Origin of the sequence: Lysobacter sp. Root76, from assembly GCF_001428685.1 — a bacterium.
Taxonomy (GTDB): Bacteria; Pseudomonadota; Gammaproteobacteria; order Xanthomonadales; family Xanthomonadaceae; genus Lysobacter.
This window is the reverse complement of record NZ_LMIK01000005.1, coordinates 437,319-453,510: the sequence shown is the minus strand read 5'-3', so window position 1 is coordinate 453,510 and position 16,192 is coordinate 437,319. Positions and strand designations below refer to the sequence as shown.

Sequence of the window (16,192 nt, the reverse complement as noted above, 5' to 3'; positions counted from 1 at the left end):
CATGCGCGCACGAGGCCCGCGACGGATCGCTTCCGGCTCAGTTGAGCAGTCCCAGCGCGCGCGCCTCGAACACGGCGGCGGTACGCGACCCCACCGCGAGCTTGCGATAGATGTTCTTGGTATGGCACTCGATGGTGAGCTTGGACAGCGCCACCAGTTCGGCGATCTCACGGTTGCTGAAACCCTGCGCGACCAGGCGCAGGATTTCGCGCTCGCGCTCGGACAGCTGCGCGGTCGGCTCGGGCTCCTGCGGCACGCTTGCCGCCGCCTGCGCCTGCGGCAGCAAAGCCAGGATCCGGCGCGCGATCAGCGGATCGATCGGCGCGCCGCCGCGCTGCAGGCTCTTGAGCGACAACCGCAGCTCGTCGTCGTCGCGGTCCTTGAGCAGGTAGCCGATCGCGCCGGCCTGCACTGCCGCCAGGATGGTTTCTTCCTCGGCCCAGGCCGAGACGATCACCGACTGCGTCTGCGGCGCATGCCCGGACATCCATGCGATCAGGTCGATGCCGCTGCCGTCGGGCAACTGCACGTCGACCAGGGCCAGGGCGAAACTCGCCTGTCGCAGCAGCGTGCGCGCCGCGGTCAGATCGGCGGCGGTCTCGATCCGCGCCTGCGGCTCGACCAGCCCCTGCATCAGCGCCTGCATGCGTGCACGCGCCACCGGATCGTCTTCGACGATCAGCACGGAAGTGAGGACGATCGGCTGCGGCTGCATGCCTCTCCCATCGGCATGATATGGCGGCTTCAGTGTAGCGCCGGAGCCTGTCCGCTTGCGTCGCCGGACTGCGGATCCTGTGGCCATCCGCGCCCGTGTCCGTGCTGCGCTATACACCCTAGCCGGCTGCGGTTTCGTGCTGCGGCCGCTCGGGCTGCGCGCCTGTCGTTCAAACGTTCGCCAGCGCGGCGAGCACCGCAGCGCGCAGGTCATCGACGTCGCCGGCCTCGACCCGCCGCCAGGCCATCGCCGCGCCCAGGCCGCAGGCCGGCGTCGCCACCACCGGCAGGCCGCTGGCGATGGCGGTCAACAAAGCGCGCGGTTGGTGTTCGATCCAGGCCGGCAGGGCCACGACATCGGCTTCAAGCAAGCCCTGCCGATAACTGGCGACACGCCGCAATGTGGCGCGGCCCGCGTCCAGCCCGCGCTCGCTGTCGCCGGGCGGCAGCAGGATCTCGAGGTCCTGGTCGCGCAACGCGGCCAGCAGTTCGAGGATGCCCTTGCGCGCCAGCGGCGAGGCCGGGAAGAACACCCGCGGCTTGGCGCCGGCGGCGACGCGCTCGGCCGACGGCAGCGGTGCGGGCATGGTCCAGGGCAACGCGCAGGCGCGCGCGCCGGCCAGGGCCAGCACCTGCGCATGCGGGCTCCACCAGGCCTGCGCGGCGAGCAAGCCGTCCCATTCCGCTTCGATCAGGGCCGGATCGGCGCGGAAGTCGCGCAAAGATCGCTGCTCGGGATGACGGCGCACCGCGCCGTCGAGTTCGGCCTGCAGCGCGCGCATCGGCAGCGCGGTCATCATCACCGCGTAGCGGCGGCCGGCGAGTTCGCCGTCGCGCCACAGGAACGGCAGCAGGCTCTGCGGCAGCACCAGGTCCACGTCGCGCGGCTGCAGCGCGCGCGCCAGGTCGCGTGCGTGCGCGCGCAACTGCGCCAGACGCACCTGCGGCAGCGCCTGCCCGCGCCAGCGCCCGTAGCGCCAGGCGATCGACTGGCTCACGCGGCGCAGCGGTGCCTGCGCCGGGAAACGCCGCCCGCCCGGACCGAACACGCGATCGTCGTCGCCGCGTTCGGACTGCAGGCGTTCGCGGAACTCGGGCCAGGCCTCTTCCATCCACCACAGCCGGCGCAGCCCGTCGAGGTTGGGGCCGGTATGCCGATGGCATTCGTGCTGGCCGCAGCTGCCGCAATCGTTGCTCGCCTCGGGCGGGCGGCGCGGCGCCACCGCCAGCGGCCAGGCGTCGCTGGCCGCGGGGCGATGGCCGCGTATGCGCAGCCGCAGCCGCTGCGCGTCCATATCGATCTCCAGCCGCCATGCGTGAGGCGCGCGCAGGCGCAGGTCGAGGTAGTTCCAGAACACGGTGGCGTCGCGGTCCTGCTCGGCCAGCGAGCCCGGCAGCACCCGCGAATGGCGATGACGCTCGACCACCTCGAGCCCGGCGCGCACGGCGCCGTCATAGAGCGCGTTGCTGAGTTGGCACAGGCCGCCGCCGACCGCGGGAATCAAGCAGCCTTCGCGCAATTCGCGGCCGACCGCATAGCCGCCGCGGCGCGTCGCCCGGCCGACCTGCTTCCAGAAACCGAACTTCGCGCCCGCCGGCACTTCGATCCCATGCAGCCGCTTCAAGGCCAGGCGCAGGTTCTGCAACTTGCCTGCGACCAGCAGCGGATCGGTTTCGTCCTGCGGCCACAGCGCGCTTTCGAACTCGGCCAGCACCGGCGCATCGATCAAGACTTCGGCGCGCGCATGGCGACGCGGCCACTCGCGGTCCAGCGCGTCGCGCAGCAGGCGCCGGCCACGCAGGCCCCAGGCCTTGAACTCGAACACGATCGCTTGCCGCCGTGTCGGCAGAGCGGTACCGACCATCTCGATCGCCGCGACATTCATGCTGCTTTCGTTCCCCTTTCGAAACCAGCGACCGGGCTACGCCCGCCGCACCTTCATCCTTGCGGCGAACGCTAGCTGCCGGCCTTGCCCTTGTCGGCCTTGGCGGCGCCGCCTTTCCCACCGCCCTTCGCGCCGCCTTTGGGCTGCTCGCGTATCCACACGATCTGGTTGTCGCGGCGCACGTCGAACAGGCCGGTGGCTTCGATCAGATCGCTGAGCTTGCGGTAACCGTAGTTGCGCGAGTCGAACGAGGCCTGGTTGCCGATCTGATGCCCGACCGCGCCCAGATGCGACCAGCCGTCGTCGCCGCTGACCGCATCGACCGCGCCGCGCAGCATCTGCAGCAGTTTGGTGTCGCCGCGCAGCTCCTTGGCGCTGCGTTGCGGCGTGGTCGCGCGCTCCGCGGCCGGCACGTCGGCGCTGGCCGGCTGGCCCAGCGCTTCGACGTAGGTGAACTTGGAACAGGCGTTGACGAAGGGCTCGGGGGTTTTCTTCTCGCCGAAGCCGTAGACCTTGACCCCGTCGGTGAGCAGACGCATCACCAGCGGGGTGAAGTCGGCATCGCTGGACACGATCGCGAAGCCATCCAGGTTGCGCGCGTACAGCAGGTCCATGGCGTCGATCACCATCGCCATGTCGGAGGCGTTCTTGCCTTTGCTGTAGGCGAACTGCTGGATCGGCCGGATCGCGTACTCGTGCAGCACCGCTTCCCAGCCCTTGAGGCTCTGGCTCTTCCAGTTGCCGTAGGCGCGGCGCACGTTGGCGGCGCCGTAGCGCGCGACCTCGGCCAGGATCACGTCGATCTTGGCGGCCGGCGCGTTGTCGGCGTCTATCAGCAGCGCGATGCGCTTTTCTTCCGTGGCGACGGCCATGGCTGCGGTCTCCGGGCCCGGGGCGGCCCTGTCGCGGCCAGCCTAGCGCAACCGCATGCGGACCGGGTGGCAGAAGATAGGCCGGCTTCATCACCGCTCGTGCCCGATCGGCGAGAATGTGGGCGAATCCAACGACGAAAGCATGACCCCAATGACCAGCCAACTCGAACACCTGCGGGCGCTGTCCTCCGTGGTCGCCGACACCGGCGACATCGAGGCGATCGCGCGCTTCCGACCGCTCGACGCCACCACCAATCCCTCGCTGCTGCTGAAGGCGGCCTCGTTGCCGGCCTACGCGCCCTTGATCGACGCCGCGCTCGCCCAGACCGACCGCTACGCCCACGACCGCATCGCCGACGCCAGCGACCGCCTCGCGGTCGCGATCGGCAAGGAGATCCTCAAGCTCATCCCCGGCCGCGTCTCCACCGAAGTCGACGCCCGCCTGAGCTTCGACACCGAGGCCACCCTGGCCAAGGCGCGCCGCCTGGTCCAGCTGTACGCCGAATCCGGCATCCGCCGCGAGCGCCTGCTGATCAAGATCGCTGCGACCTGGGAAGGCATCCGCGCCGCCGAACAGCTCGAACGCGAAGGCATCCACTGCAACCTGACCCTGCTGTTCTCGTTCGCCCAGGCCGTCGCCTGCGCCGAGGCCGAGGTGTACCTGATCTCGCCCTTCGTCGGCCGCATCCTCGACTGGCACCTGGCCCACGGCATGAGCCCGCCGGCCACGCCGCAGGACGATCCGGGCGTGCAGTCGGTGATGCAGATCTGGCGCTACTACAAGGCCTTCGGCTACAAGACGGTGGTCATGGGCGCGAGTTTCCGCAACGTCGGCCAAGTGCTGGCGCTGGCCGGCTGCGACCGCCTGACGATCTCGCCGGACCTGCTGGGCGAACTCGAATCGCGACCGGGCGAGGTGCCGCGCGCCCTGATCGACGACGGCGAGCGCTACGAAGCGCCTCGCCGCATGAGCGAAGCCGACTTCCGCTGGCTGCACAACCAGGACGCGATGGCCACCGACAAGCTCGCCGACGGCATCCGCCGCTTCGCCGCAGACCAGCACGCGCTGGAAGACCTGCTGCGCCAGCGTCTGGACGATTGAGGACGCGCGCATGAACCATGAACCTCCGGGGCGCGGCGACGCACGCGTCCCGCATGTCGTCATCGTCGGCGGCGGCTTCGGCGGTCTGTGGACGACGCGCGCGCTGGCCTCGGCCGACGTGCGCATCACCCTGATCGACCGCCGCAACCACCATCTGTTCCAACCGCTGCTGTACCAGGTCGCGACCGCCGGGCTGTCCTCGCCGGACATCGCCGCGCCCTTGCGCCACATCCTGCGCAGCCAGCGCAATGTCGAAGTGCGGCTGGGCGAAGTGGTGGGCCTGGATCCGGCCGCACGCCGGGTCGCGCTCGCCGACGGCGATTCGATCGGCTACGACTATCTGCTGCTCGCCAGCGGCGCCGCCCACGCCTACTTCGGCCACGACGACTGGGCCGGCGACGCGCCCGGCCTGAAGACGCTGGACGACGCCCTGCACATCCGGCGGCGCCTGCTGCTCGCGTTCGAACGCGCCGAGGCCAGCGACGACGAAGCCGAACGCGCGGCCTGGCTGAGCTTCGCCGTGGTCGGCGGCGGCCCGACCGGGGTCGAGCTGGCCGGCACCCTTGCCGAGATCGCACGCAAGACCCTGCGCCGCGAATTCCGCCGCATCGACCCGGCCCAGGCCAAGGTGCGGCTGATCGAAGCCGGTCCACGGGTGCTGTCGAGTTTTCCGGAGGAATTGTCGGAGAAGGCGCGCAAGCAGTTGCAGAAGCTCGGCGTCGAAGTGGTCACCGGCACCCCGGTGAACGCGATCGACGAACGCGGCTACACCTTGGGCGACACCTTCGTGCCGGCGCGCACCGTGGTCTGGGCCGCGGGCGTGGCCGCGTCCAAGCTGGGCGCGCTGTTGGACGCGCCGCGCGACCGCGCAGGCCGGGTCCAGGTGCTGCCCGACCTCAGCGTGCCCGGACACCCGGAGATCTTCGTCGCCGGCGACCTCGCCAGCGTGCAGCAAGACGGCAAACCGGTGCCGGGCGTCGCGCCCGCGGCCAAGCAGATGGGCGCGCATGTCGCGCGCGCGATCCGCGACCGCATCGCCGGCCGCAGCACGGCGCCGTTCCGCTACAAGGACTACGGCAACCTGGCGACCATCGGCCGCATGGCCGCCGTGGTCGACGTGCACGGCTTCAAGCTCTCCGGCCTGCTCGCCTGGTGGTTCTGGCTGGCCGCACACGTGTTCTTCCTGATCGGCTTCCGCAACCGCGTGATCGTGCTGATCAACTGGGCCTGGGCGTACTGGAGCTACCAGCGCCACGCCCGGATCATCCTCGGCGATCGCGAGGAATAGCGGGGCACGCGCGGCGGCGGACGCGCATGGTGTCCGCCGCCGCGCTCAATCCAGGCGCTCGCGACCGCCGTGCGCGTCCACGCGCCAAAGCCGGCCGCCTTCGTACAAGGCCGCCTGCGCCACCGCGCCGGGCTCGTGCATGTCCAAGTCCAGCGCCAACACCCTGCCCTGTTGCTGCAGCCGCACCCTCGGCACGATCGTGTGGCCGATCGCGATCCGGCGCACGCCGTAGCGCTGCAGCGCGCGATCCAGATGCGCCGAGGGATCGGCTTCGCGTACGTACCTGGGATCGTCGGGCAAGGCCATGCCGCGGTACCAGGTCACGCCGCTGCGGCCCAGGATCGGCTTGATCGCGGAAGGCAGGTCCGCCATCGGCGTCCCCAGATGCGGCCGCATCGCGGCATTGGCCGCGGCGATGTCGAGATTGCGGTCGAGGAACTCGGCGCTGATGCCGCCGTGCACCAGCAGATGATCGCCGACGCGCGCGATCACCGGCTTGCTGCGCAACCATGCGCCCAGTACCGAACGTTCCGAAAACAAGGGCTCGCCCCCCAAGGCGGCTTCGCTCGCGACCAGGTGCCGCGGCCAATGCTTCTTGCGGCCCGAGGTCGCGAGCTGCTCGTGGTTGCCGAGCACGTAATGCACACGCCCGCCGGCCTGGCGGGCTTCGCCGTCCAGGCGGTAGATCAGCCACAGCAGCGGCAGCATGTCGTGGCCGCGATCGACGAAGTCGCCGACCAGGGCGATATGGCCGTCGCCGTAGCGCCAATGCAACTGCGCGTCGAGCACGCCCTGCGCACGTAGCAGGGCGACGAAGGCGTCGAACTCGCCTTCCATGTCGGACAGCATCAGCAATCGCGGCGGATTGGCCGCATACACGCCGTCCTGCGGCGCCGGGGTCGGCCGCAGTGCGACTTCGAAGCGGGTGCGCGCCGGATTGTCGACGCGCACGGCAAGCAGCGGCAGCGGCCGCGCCGGCAGGCGCGTTTCGCGCATGCGCCAGGTCGCACTCTCGGACTCGGTGGCGGCAACGCGGAAACCCTGCGCATCGACGAACACGTGCGGCCCGTCCAAAGCCAGCGCCGGCCGTTCGAGTATCCGGAAACGCTGGCGCGCCGCGTCCCAGCCGAAGGCGACGTTGCCCTGGCCGTCCTTCAACTGCCAACCGCCGAACACCGCCAGCGCCGGCGCCGTCACCGAGGTCAGCACCAGTGCCCATAGCAGCCACTTGGCTATCCGTCGCATACGTCCTCTCGCATCGCCAGACCTGGATCGTACCTAGCGCCGGCATGGGCCCCGCGGCGGTGGAGCGCCGCGGTCGCGCGTCGACTGCGCCCACGCATCAGCGTTGCGTGGCGCCTTGCGCGGCGCCAGCTTGCTCCCGTATCGCACAAAACGAAACGGCCCGGTTTCCCGGGCCGTCGTCGTTGGCTGGCTTGCGCGGATCAGGCCGCGAACAGCGCCCGCATCTTCTTCAGCGCGTTGGCTTCGATCTGGCGGATGCGCTCGGCGCTGACGCCGTACTCGTCGGCCAGTTCCTGCAACGTGACCTTGCTGTCGGCATCGAGCCAGCGGCGCTTGACGATGTCGCGCGAACGCTCGTCCAGGCCGGACATGCCTTCGCGCAGCAGGGCGAGCTGGCTGTCTTCCTCGTCCTCGCGCTCGTAGCTCTGCGAGGGGTCTTCGTCGTGGGCGCGCAGGTACGCGGCCGGCGACGGCGGAGCGTGGTCGTCGTCCTCGTCGGACGGCGCATCGAAACCGATGTCGCGGCCGGACAGGCGCGACTCCATCTCCAGCACTTCGCGCTCGGAAACGTTGAGATCCTTGGCGACCTGGCTGACTTCCTCGGCGTTCATCCAACCCAGGCGCTTCTTGCTCTTGCGCAGGTTGAAGAACAGCTTGCGCTGCGCCTTGGTCGTGGCGACCTTGACGATGCGCCAGTTCTTGAGGATGAACTCGTGCATTTCGGCACGGATCCAATGCACGGCGAAGGACACCAGGCGCACGCCCTGTTCCGGGTCGAAGCGCTTCACGGCCTTCATCAGACCGATGTTGCCTTCCTGGATCAGGTCGCCGATCTGCAGTCCGTAACCGTTGTAGCCGCGGGCGACATGGACCACGAAGCGCAGGTGCGAATGCACCAGCTCGCGGGCGGCGTCGAGGTCTTCTTCGTCGCGGAAGCGACGCGCCAGACTCTGCTCGTCTTCGACGGTCAGCACCGGAATGCGATGCACCGCGCCGATGTACGCGTCCAGCGAACCGAGCGCGCTGGGCACAGGCAGGTTGTTGGCGACTAGGGCGTTCGAGAGGGGGGTCTGGGTCATGGCAGCCATCTTAGCAGTCGGGGTCTAGGACTGCTAAAGACCCCGGAAGTTCCGCAGTGTTGCGTGGATAGAACGAATGTCGCCCGCTGCGGCCGCTCCACGAATCCGGCCGCGCGCCGGGAGAAACAAGAAATTAACAACTAAATCAATGGCTTATCTAAACACATCGGACGTGTCCAAGGGGTGAACCGGCCCAGGCGCCACACTCGCCGGCTGAACGGGCACTACAGGACATGGGGACCGGCCCGGCCAGCCCAAGCCTGACCTTCGGCAGGCGCGGCGGCGGTCCCAGGCTATTCCTTACTTATTACAGGCCGCCCCTGCCCCGACCTACGAGAGGTTGCGGCCGGGGCGTTTCCGAGCCGATCAGACCAAACGCCGCAATTCGCCCATCGAATCGAAGAACTCCTCCGCGCCCGCCGCGCGCAGGGTGTCGGGGTGCGCGTAGCCCCAGCCGACCGCCCCGAAGGCCACGCCCGCGCGCCGCGCGGCCTCGCCGTCGCTGACCTGGTCGCCAATGTAGATCGCCTGCGACGCATCGGTCCTCGCCTGCCTCAGCATCCGCGCGATGCGCCGGTGCTTGCCGAGCATGTGGGCGCCGCCGTCGACCCGTTCGATCGCCTCCAGCAACTCCGCGTCGAGCACACGGCGCACGTTGTCGGCGGAATTGGACGTCAGGATCGCCAGGCGCGCCCCGCCTTCGCGCAGGTGGCGCAGCGTTTCCGCGACGCCCGGAAACAGCGGTACCGGCGGCGCGGCGCGCATGCTGCGCACGAAGTCGGCCGCCACGATCGGCAGCTTCCATCTGGAAAACTCGAACTCCCGCAGCAACTCGCGCGTGCTCAGCCGCCGCATGTCGTCGACGCGGTCCTCGGGGATGGCCTTGAAACCGTGGCGCTGCGCCAGCGCGTGCTGCGCCTCCATAAAGAAGGGGAACGAATCGGCCAGCGTGCCGTCGAAATCGAAGATGACCAGCGGGTAGCGCATGTCGGCGGCTAGAGGCGACGAAGGCGCATTTTGCCGGCAGCCGCGCCCATCGTGCCAACTGCTTACGGCATCGGCTTGTTCAGCGCCGGCCGATTACCAGTACAGCGCATAAAGCGCGACCAGGATCGCGATCACGCCCAGCCCGCCGACATTGAAACCTGTCGGTGTGCGATAGCTGACGTCGTCGACGCGGATCAGGTCGCTGCCTTCCTTCTGCCTGGGCGTGATCAGCGACACGATCACCGCCAGCGCCAGCGCCGCCAGGAACACGAGGCCTACGCGGTCGATGAACGGCAGCGCCGGCCAGGTCAGTTTCAACAGGACCGACAATACAAACGAGCTGATCGCCGCGGCCAGCGCGCCCGCCTCGTTGGCGCGCTTCCAGAACAGGCCCAGCATGAAGATCACCACGATACCGGGGGTGAAGAAACCGGTGTATTCCTGGATGTACTGGAAAGCCTGGTCGAAGCTGCCCAGCAGCGGCCGCGCGCTCAGGATCGCCAGCAGCACCGCCACCGCCGCGGCGATACGGCCGACGCGGACCAGATGCGCCTGATCGTCGTGGCGTCTGCGCTTGGCGTAGAAGTCGAGGGTGAAGATGGTCGCGATCGAATTGATCTTCGAGGCCAGCGACGCCACGATCGCCGCCACCAGCGCGGCGAAAACCAGGCCGAGCATGCCGGTCGGCAGCATATCCATCATCGTCGGATAGGCCTGGTCGGGCTTGGCCAGGCCGGGCGCCAGCATCACCGCGGCGATCCCCGGTATCACCACCACCAAGGGCATCAACAGCTTCAGGAACGCGGCGAACAGCACGCCCTTCTGCGCTTCGCCCAGGTTCTTCGCCGCGAGCGCGCGCTGGATGATGTACTGATTGAAGCCCCAGTAGCTGACATTCATGACCCACATGCCGCCGACCAGGACGCTGATGCCGGGCAAGTCCTTGTAGAACGGGCTGTCCTTGCTCAGGATCATTTTGAAATGTTCCGGGTGGGCGTCCAGCAGCTTGCGGTAGCCGGCGACGAGGCTGCCGTCGCCGATCTGCGACAAGGTCAGGAAGGTCACCGACAAACCGCCCAGTACCAGCAGGCAAACCTGCACGATGTCGGTCAAGGCCACCGCCTTCAGGCCGCCGTACAACTGATAAGCCAGCGCGAACGCGCCCAGCAGCACCAGCGCCGCCATCGGGTCGAGGCCGGTGACCTGGTTGACCGCGATCGAGCCGAGCCACAGGATCGAGGTCAGGTTCACGAACACGTACAGGCCCAGCCAGAACACCGCCATCAGCGTGCGGATCCTGTGGCCGTAACGTTCTTCCAGGAATTGCGGCATCGTGTAGATGCGGTTGCGTATGAACACCGGCAGGAAGAACTTGCCGACGATCAGCAGCGTCGCCGCCGCCATCCATTCGTACGAGGCGATGGCCAGCCCGATCGCATACCCGGAACCCGACATGCCGATGATCTGCTCGGCGGAAATATTGGCCGCGATCAGCGAAGCGCCGATCGCCCACCACGGCAGCGCCTTGCTGGCGAGAAAGTAGTCGCTGGCGGATTTCTTGCGGCCGTCTTTCTCGCGCGAAACCCATTGTGCGAGCGCGAAGATGCCGATCAGGTAGACCAGCACGATCGTCAGGTCCAGGGTCGACAGTTTCAAGGCGTTACCCCCTCAGTGTGACGCCCGCCCTGCGGTTGCAGGGAAGGAATTAATGGCTTCAAAAAGCGGACTTTCCGAAACCCCTTATGCGTCGCTCACTTGCTGGTTCTGCAGGCGAGCGTCCGCTCCGCTTCGCCCTGCGGGGCCAGCGCGATGCGCGAGAACGACAGTTGCAAGGGCGCGGCGGTTTCGATCGCCAACAGGCCGGACAACTTCGACAGGTCCGCGCCGGCCAGCGCGAAACACTTCAACGGTATGCCGAGCGTGGTCCATCGGCCGGCCGGCAGCGACGCCAGCGACTCGCGCAGCGGCAAGCTCGCGCCGCAACCTTCGCCGCAGGCGACGCCGACGGCCACATCGCCCTGCGGCGGTGCGTCCACGCGCAGCGTCAGCATGAGCTGTACGTCGCCGTTGGCCTCCCGCGTCAGGTCCTTCGCGGTGTCCGCGATCAAGGCCAAGCGTGCGCGCGCAGACCCTGACCAGGTCACGCGCCGCGCGTCCTCCTGGCGCCGGTGATCGACCGCGGCGATGCGGATGCTGCCGTCGCCCAACGCCGCAGGCAGCGTCTTGATGCCGACGGCGCGCCGATCGGCGCCTTCCAGCGCCATCGACAGCCCCGGCGCCAGCATGCCGAGCCCGTAGTACAGGCCCGGTTGCGCCTGCGCGAGCGATACGCCGGCGGTTTCCGGCAGCGGCGCGAGATCGCCCTTGCTGGCATACGTCAGGCCGTAGCCATAGGCGAATTGCGGGCGGTAATCCTTCTGGCCGACGTTGTTGGCGTACTGATCGGCGCGGCGCGGCCAGGAGAAGCTGAGTTTGCCCTTGAAGTCGTAATGGACCCCGCCGTCGGGCCTGCGCAGCAGCACGTCGGCGATGCCGCCGCCTTCGCTGCCCGGTAGCCAGGCCGCAACGAAGGCGTCGGACGCGTTGATCTCGCGGTTCACCCACAGCGGCCGGCCGCTGAGGAACACGGTCACCACGGGTATGCCATCGGCCTTCAGTTTCCTGATGAGCTGCAGGTCGCTGTCGTCGCCGGGCTTGTAAAGCAGGGTCGGCAGATCGCCCTGGAACTCGGCGTAAGGGTTCTCGCCGATCACGACGATGGCGGCGTCGGGTTTGCTCCGATATTGGCCGTCGAGCGCGAGCTCGGCGCTGCCGCCGGCGCTCTCCACCGCGCTCTTCAGCCCTTCCCAGATCGTCTCGGCGTTCGGAAAATCGGCGCGAGTGGTGCCCGTGCCCTGCCAGGTCAATGTCCAGCCGCCGCTCTGCTTGGCCATGCTGTCGGCGCCGTCGCCGGCGATCAACAGCTTCTGCTTCGGATCCAGCGGCAACACGCCGCGCTGGTTCTTCAGCAGCACCAGCGATTCGCGCACCGCCTGGCGCGCGACCGCGCGATGCTCAGGCGCGCCCAGCAGTTCGAACTTGCCGCCGAGCGCGCGCTGCGACGGCTTGCCGGCATCGAACAGACCGAGCCGGAATTTCACCCGCAGCAGGCGCCGCACCGCATCGTCGATCCTGGCGATCGGGATGGTGCCGGCCTTCGCCGCGGCCAGCGTGCTCTCGTAGAACGGTTTCCAGCTGTCGGGCGCCATCACCAGGTCGACGCCGGCGTTCACCGTCGCCGGACACTGCGTGTTGTCGCAGCCAGCGACTTGGCCGTGGGCGTTCCAGTCGGTGACGACGAAGCCGCCGAAGTTCATGCGCCCCTTCAGCACGTCGGTGACCAGCGGCTTGTGCCCCGCCAGTTTCACGCCCTGGTAGCTGCTGAAGGAAATCATCACCGCTTGCGTGCCGGCGGCGATGGCCGGCGGGTAGCCGGCGTTGTGCACGTCGCGCAGTTCGGCCTCGTCGACCTGGGTATCGCCCTGGTCCTTGCCGTCGCTCGTGCCGCCGTCGCCGAGGTAGTGCTTGACCGAGGAAACCACATGCGCGCCGTCCAGGAATTCCTTGTCGCCGACCTTGCCCTGCAGTCCTTCGACCATCGCGCCGGCGTAGCTCGCAACCAGCTTCGGATCTTCCGAATAGCCTTCGTAGCTGCGGCCCCAGCGGTCGTCCTGCGGCACCGCCACGGTCGGCGCGAACGCCCATTCCATTCCGGTGGTCCGGGTCTCGATCGCGGTGATGCGGCCGATCTCGCGGATCAGCTCCGGATTGCGCGCCGCGCCGAGGCCGATGTTGTGCGGGAACACGGTGGCGCCGACCACGTTGCTCTGGCCATGCACCGCATCGATGCCGTACAGGATCGGGATCGCCTTGCCGCCGCCGCGAGTGTCCATCGAGGCCTCGTAGAACGCGTCGGCCTGCGCCAGCCATTGCGCCGGCGCGGCATTGTATTTTCCGCCCGGATCGGAGCCGCCGCCGGCCAGCACCGAACCGAGCCGGTACTTGCGCACGTCTTCGGGCGTGAGGCTGGAAATGTCGCCCTGCACGATCTGGCCGACCTTTTCTTCCAGCGTCATCGTCGCCAGCAGCGCATCGACGCGCGCCTCCAGCGCCGGATCGGCCGGCAGCGGCCAGGCCGGCGCCGGCCAGCGCTCGGGATGGATCGTGCCGCCTGCCGGCGCGTTCCCGGCGACGCCGGGGCCGACGGTCAAACCCAGCGCCGCCACCATGACCAGCCCTCCCCGACGCAGGGCCGCTGCGCGCGCCCGCGGGTTCTTCGATGCGATCTTCAAACCGTGCTCCAGAAAGTCCGTGCGGGCGGCGTGCCGGATCGCCGGTTACGCCGCATGCCCCTGCGCAAGGCAAAGGCAGGATCGAGTGCGATGTCCGCATCGGCGTCCCCTCGTTCGCAATGCGAGCGAGGGGAGCCGGGTGCCGGTCAGAAGTGCAGACCGAAGTTCACTCCGTACGTACGCGGCGGCAAGTACTGCGACACCCACAGGTACTGGCCGGCGCCGGGGCTGAAACGTCCGGCCGCGGTGCGGGTTTTCTCGTCGCTGAAGTTCTGCACGTACAAGCCGGCCCACCAGCGCCGCTGGGGCTCCTCGTAACGCAGCGAGAAATCGCCGCGGCCGTGGGCGTCCTGCTGATCCTCGTCGCCGAGGTTGAACACGCTCAGCCAGGTTTCGGTTTCGTAGTGGCCGGTCAGTCGCGGGGTCAGCGTGCCGCCGTTGCCGAGATGGAAGTCGTGTTCCCAGATAAGCGTCAACGCGAAGTCGGGCGCATGCGGCAGTTCGTTGCCGGTCACGTTCATGCAGTTGCTGATGCCCGACGCCGGCGGGCAGGCCGGCAGGCCCTGGTAGTCGTTGCTGCCTGCGTACAGCAGTCTGCCCAGGTCCTTCTTCGGAATGCCCGAAACCGTCAGATTGACGCGGTCGTTCTCGCCGAGGAGGGCCGCCAGTTCGCTCTCGTAGCCCCACACCTTGGTGCTGCCTTCCACGTTGTTGAAGCCCAGGCCGCGGTTGCCGTCGGGGAAGGTAACCGGCGCGGACAACTGGAAGTTCTTGAAGTCCATGTAGTAGATCGCGCTGTTCCAGGTCAGCCGCCCTTCCAGGAAACTGAACTTGCCGCCGATCTCGTAGTTGGTCAGTTCCTCGTGCTTGTAGGTCGCGCCGCCGTCCTGCAGGCCGCCGGACTTGTAGCCGGTGGAGACGCTGGCGTAGAGCAGCCCCTTCTCGCCGACATCGAAATCGGTACGCGCCAGCCACGTCACCTGGCTGTGGCCGTACTCACCGTCGTTGACGGTGGAAATGTTGAATCCGTTCTGCGGACTCGGATAGGTGCCGGGGGAAATCGGAACCTGCGGTACGTTCGGGTTGTAGGCCCAGCCCCAGCCGCGGCCGCCGACGTTCTTCTTCGTGTCGTCGGTGTAGCGCGCGCCGGCGGTCAGGCGCCAGCTGTCGTTGACGTTCCAGGTGGCCTGGCCGAACGCGGCGTAGGAATCCACCGTCTCCTTGGGCTGGATGAACGAGCCCTGCCAGGCCACGGTGCCGTCCTGGGTGCCGTTGAAGATCGGAATGTCGAAGCGGATCGAGTTCTTCTCGGCGGCGTAGTACAGGCCCACGATCCAGTCGATGGTCTGTTCGCCGGTCGAGGACAGATTGAGTTCGTGGCTGGTGCTCTTGTACTCGGAATCGTTGGTACGGTCTTCCTGATACTGTGCGGGGCCGCAGGCGAAACAGGTCGGCACCAGCACGCCGCTGTCCTGATCGTAGGTGGAACGGCCGTCGAAGCGGCTGAAGCCGGCGATGTAGGAAAGCCGCAGGCCGTCGTTGATGTCCCAGTCCATGCGGCTGCGCAGCGCGTAGGAATCGCGCTCGATGTACGGCGCGGTGTCGATCAGCGCCGACCAGAAGTCCTGACCCGCCCGCGGTCGCTGCATCAGGTTCATGCTCGGCGTGCCGCGGTCGCGGAAGTACTCGAGCGCCAGATTCCAGCTGAAGGCCTCGTTGGGCTGCCACAATGCGCTCATGCGCGCGGCGGACTGGTTTTGGGCGCTGTATTTGTCGCCGCCGGTGACGTACTGGTTCGGATTGATCGGCCGGAACGTGGCCGGATCGCCGCCGGCCGCCGCATAGGCGGCGCGCTGCGCGTCGACCGAGGGGATCTGCCCCACCGGATCCTGATAATCGACATAGCCGTCATGCTGTTCCTGGGCGACCGCTACGCGCATCGCGAAGGTGTCGCTGATCGGCAGATTGACCACCGCGCGCGCGCCGATCGCGTTGTAGTTGCCGACGCTGAGCTGGGCGTTGCCGAAGTAGCTGCCGATCTCCGGCGTGGCGGTGCGGAAGTTGACCGCGCCGACCGTGGAGTTCCGGCCCCACAACGTGCCCTGCGGACCGCGCAGCACTTCCGCGGCCGCCACGTCCAGCAGCAGACCGGCGGCGGCCTCGGCGCGCGGCGAGTACACGCCGTCGACGAAGATCGCCACTTCCGGATCGGCGTATTCGGTCTTGGCCTGATCGTTGCCGATGCCGCGCAGAGTCATGGTGGTCACGTCATGGTCGCCCTGACGGGTGGCCTGCATGCTCGGCACCAGCTTGGTGAGGTCCTGCACCGTCATCACCCGCTCTTTGTCGAGCGTTTCGGCGTCGAGCGCGCTGATCGCGACCGGCGTCTTCTGCAGCGGCGTCTCGCGCTTGGTGCCGGTGACGACGACCGCGTCGAGTGTCTTGGGCGTGCTGTCCTGCGGCGCGGTTGCCGCTGGCGTCTGCGCTTGCGCGGGATCCGCGGTTTGCGCCTGGCCGGCGGGTCCGGCCAGAGCATCAGTTGATGAAACGAGCGCGACGAGAATCGCGCCATACAGCGCGTGCAAGCGGTACGCCATGTCCTCTTCCCTCCAGTTCGGACGCTCCCGTCTTCCGGCTCTTCTGGCGGTATCCGCCGCCGGCCGGTGTGGAGCGGGGCGAGTGATACGC

11 protein-coding genes are annotated in these 16,192 nt (G+C 68.2%); 2 read left to right on the top strand and 9 right to left on the bottom strand.

The window, feature by feature from the left end; genetic code table 11:
• Window positions 1–37 precede the first annotated feature (37 nt).
• The 3 genes from ASE10_RS09360 to ASE10_RS09350 all read right to left on the bottom strand — a co-directional run bounded on the left by ASE10_RS09360 (window position 38) and on the right by ASE10_RS09350 (window position 3,472).
• The gene (locus ASE10_RS09360) at window positions 38–715 is read right to left on the bottom strand and encodes a response regulator transcription factor (protein WP_055907829.1); all 678 of its coding nucleotides are present in this window, start codon (window positions 713–715) and stop codon (window positions 38–40) included.
• A 169-nt stretch (window positions 716–884) separates the two neighbouring features.
• Window positions 885–2,600, bottom strand: a complete 1,716-nt coding sequence (locus ASE10_RS09355) for a VanW family protein (RefSeq protein WP_055907824.1) — start codon at window positions 2,598–2,600, stop codon at window positions 885–887.
• 71 nt (window positions 2,601–2,671) lie between these two features.
• Window positions 2,672–3,472: an NYN domain-containing protein gene (locus ASE10_RS09350; RefSeq protein WP_055907822.1), complete on the bottom strand. Its 801-nt coding sequence runs from the start codon at window positions 3,470–3,472 to the stop codon at window positions 2,672–2,674.
• 142 nt (window positions 3,473–3,614) lie between these two features.
• Between ASE10_RS09350 and tal the strand changes: the two genes are divergently transcribed.
• Both tal and ASE10_RS09340 read left to right on the top strand, forming a co-directional pair.
• Window positions 3,615–4,574: a transaldolase gene (gene tal, locus ASE10_RS09345; protein ID WP_343123445.1), complete on the top strand. Its 960-nt coding sequence runs from the start codon at window positions 3,615–3,617 to the stop codon at window positions 4,572–4,574.
• A 10-nt stretch (window positions 4,575–4,584) separates the two neighbouring features.
• Window positions 4,585–5,862, top strand: coding sequence for an NAD(P)/FAD-dependent oxidoreductase (locus ASE10_RS09340; RefSeq protein WP_055907817.1), 1,278 nt, complete (start codon window positions 4,585–4,587; stop codon window positions 5,860–5,862).
• Between the two features lie 45 nt (window positions 5,863–5,907).
• Here the strand turns inward: ASE10_RS09340 and ASE10_RS09335 are convergent, their stop codons facing one another.
• The 6 genes from ASE10_RS09335 to ASE10_RS09310 form a co-directional block, all read right to left on the bottom strand.
• On the bottom strand, window positions 5,908–7,107 hold the full coding sequence (locus tag ASE10_RS09335; RefSeq protein ID WP_055907815.1) for a metallophosphoesterase: 1,200 nt from the start codon (window positions 7,105–7,107) through the stop codon (window positions 5,908–5,910).
• A 200-nt stretch (window positions 7,108–7,307) separates the two neighbouring features.
• A complete protein-coding gene (gene rpoH, locus ASE10_RS09330; RefSeq protein WP_055907813.1) occupies window positions 7,308–8,186 on the bottom strand; it encodes an RNA polymerase sigma factor RpoH in 879 nt (292 codons plus the stop codon).
• A 366-nt stretch (window positions 8,187–8,552) separates the two neighbouring features.
• A complete protein-coding gene (locus ASE10_RS09325; RefSeq protein ID WP_055907810.1) occupies window positions 8,553–9,173 on the bottom strand; it encodes an HAD-IA family hydrolase in 621 nt (206 codons plus the stop codon).
• A gap of 93 nt (window positions 9,174–9,266) precedes the next feature.
• Window positions 9,267–10,829, bottom strand: coding sequence for a sodium/sugar symporter (locus ASE10_RS09320; RefSeq protein ID WP_055907807.1), 1,563 nt, complete (start codon window positions 10,827–10,829; stop codon window positions 9,267–9,269).
• Window positions 10,830–10,924: 95 nt separating this feature from the next.
• Complete coding sequence (locus tag ASE10_RS09315) at window positions 10,925–13,498, bottom strand: exo 1,3/1,4-beta-D-glucan glucohydrolase (RefSeq protein ID WP_235565891.1); 2,574 nt, start codon at window positions 13,496–13,498, stop codon at window positions 10,925–10,927.
• A gap of 152 nt (window positions 13,499–13,650) precedes the next feature.
• Entirely contained in the window at window positions 13,651–16,101 is a 2,451-nt protein-coding gene (locus tag ASE10_RS09310) for a TonB-dependent receptor (RefSeq protein WP_056304723.1), read from the bottom strand.
• Window positions 16,102–16,192 lie beyond the last annotated feature (91 nt).

Coding starts and splice junctions, on each gene's coding strand:
- ASE10_RS09360 (WP_055907829.1), bottom strand. CDS start 715: ATGCAGCCGCAGCCGATCGTCCTCACTTCCGTGCTGATCGTCGAAGAC.
- ASE10_RS09355 (WP_055907824.1), bottom strand. CDS start 2,600: ATGAATGTCGCGGCGATCGAGATGGTCGGTACCGCTCTGCCGACACGG.
- ASE10_RS09350 (WP_055907822.1), bottom strand. CDS start 3,472: ATGGCCGTCGCCACGGAAGAAAAGCGCATCGCGCTGCTGATAGACGCC.
- tal (WP_343123445.1), top strand. CDS start 3,615: ATGACCCCAATGACCAGCCAACTCGAACACCTGCGGGCGCTGTCCTCC.
- ASE10_RS09340 (WP_055907817.1), top strand. CDS start 4,585: ATGAACCATGAACCTCCGGGGCGCGGCGACGCACGCGTCCCGCATGTC.
- ASE10_RS09335 (WP_055907815.1), bottom strand. CDS start 7,107: ATGCGACGGATAGCCAAGTGGCTGCTATGGGCACTGGTGCTGACCTCG.
- rpoH (WP_055907813.1), bottom strand. CDS start 8,186: ATGACCCAGACCCCCCTCTCGAACGCCCTAGTCGCCAACAACCTGCCT.
- ASE10_RS09325 (WP_055907810.1), bottom strand. CDS start 9,173: ATGCGCTACCCGCTGGTCATCTTCGATTTCGACGGCACGCTGGCCGAT.
- ASE10_RS09310 (WP_056304723.1), bottom strand. CDS start 16,101: ATGGCGTACCGCTTGCACGCGCTGTATGGCGCGATTCTCGTCGCGCTC.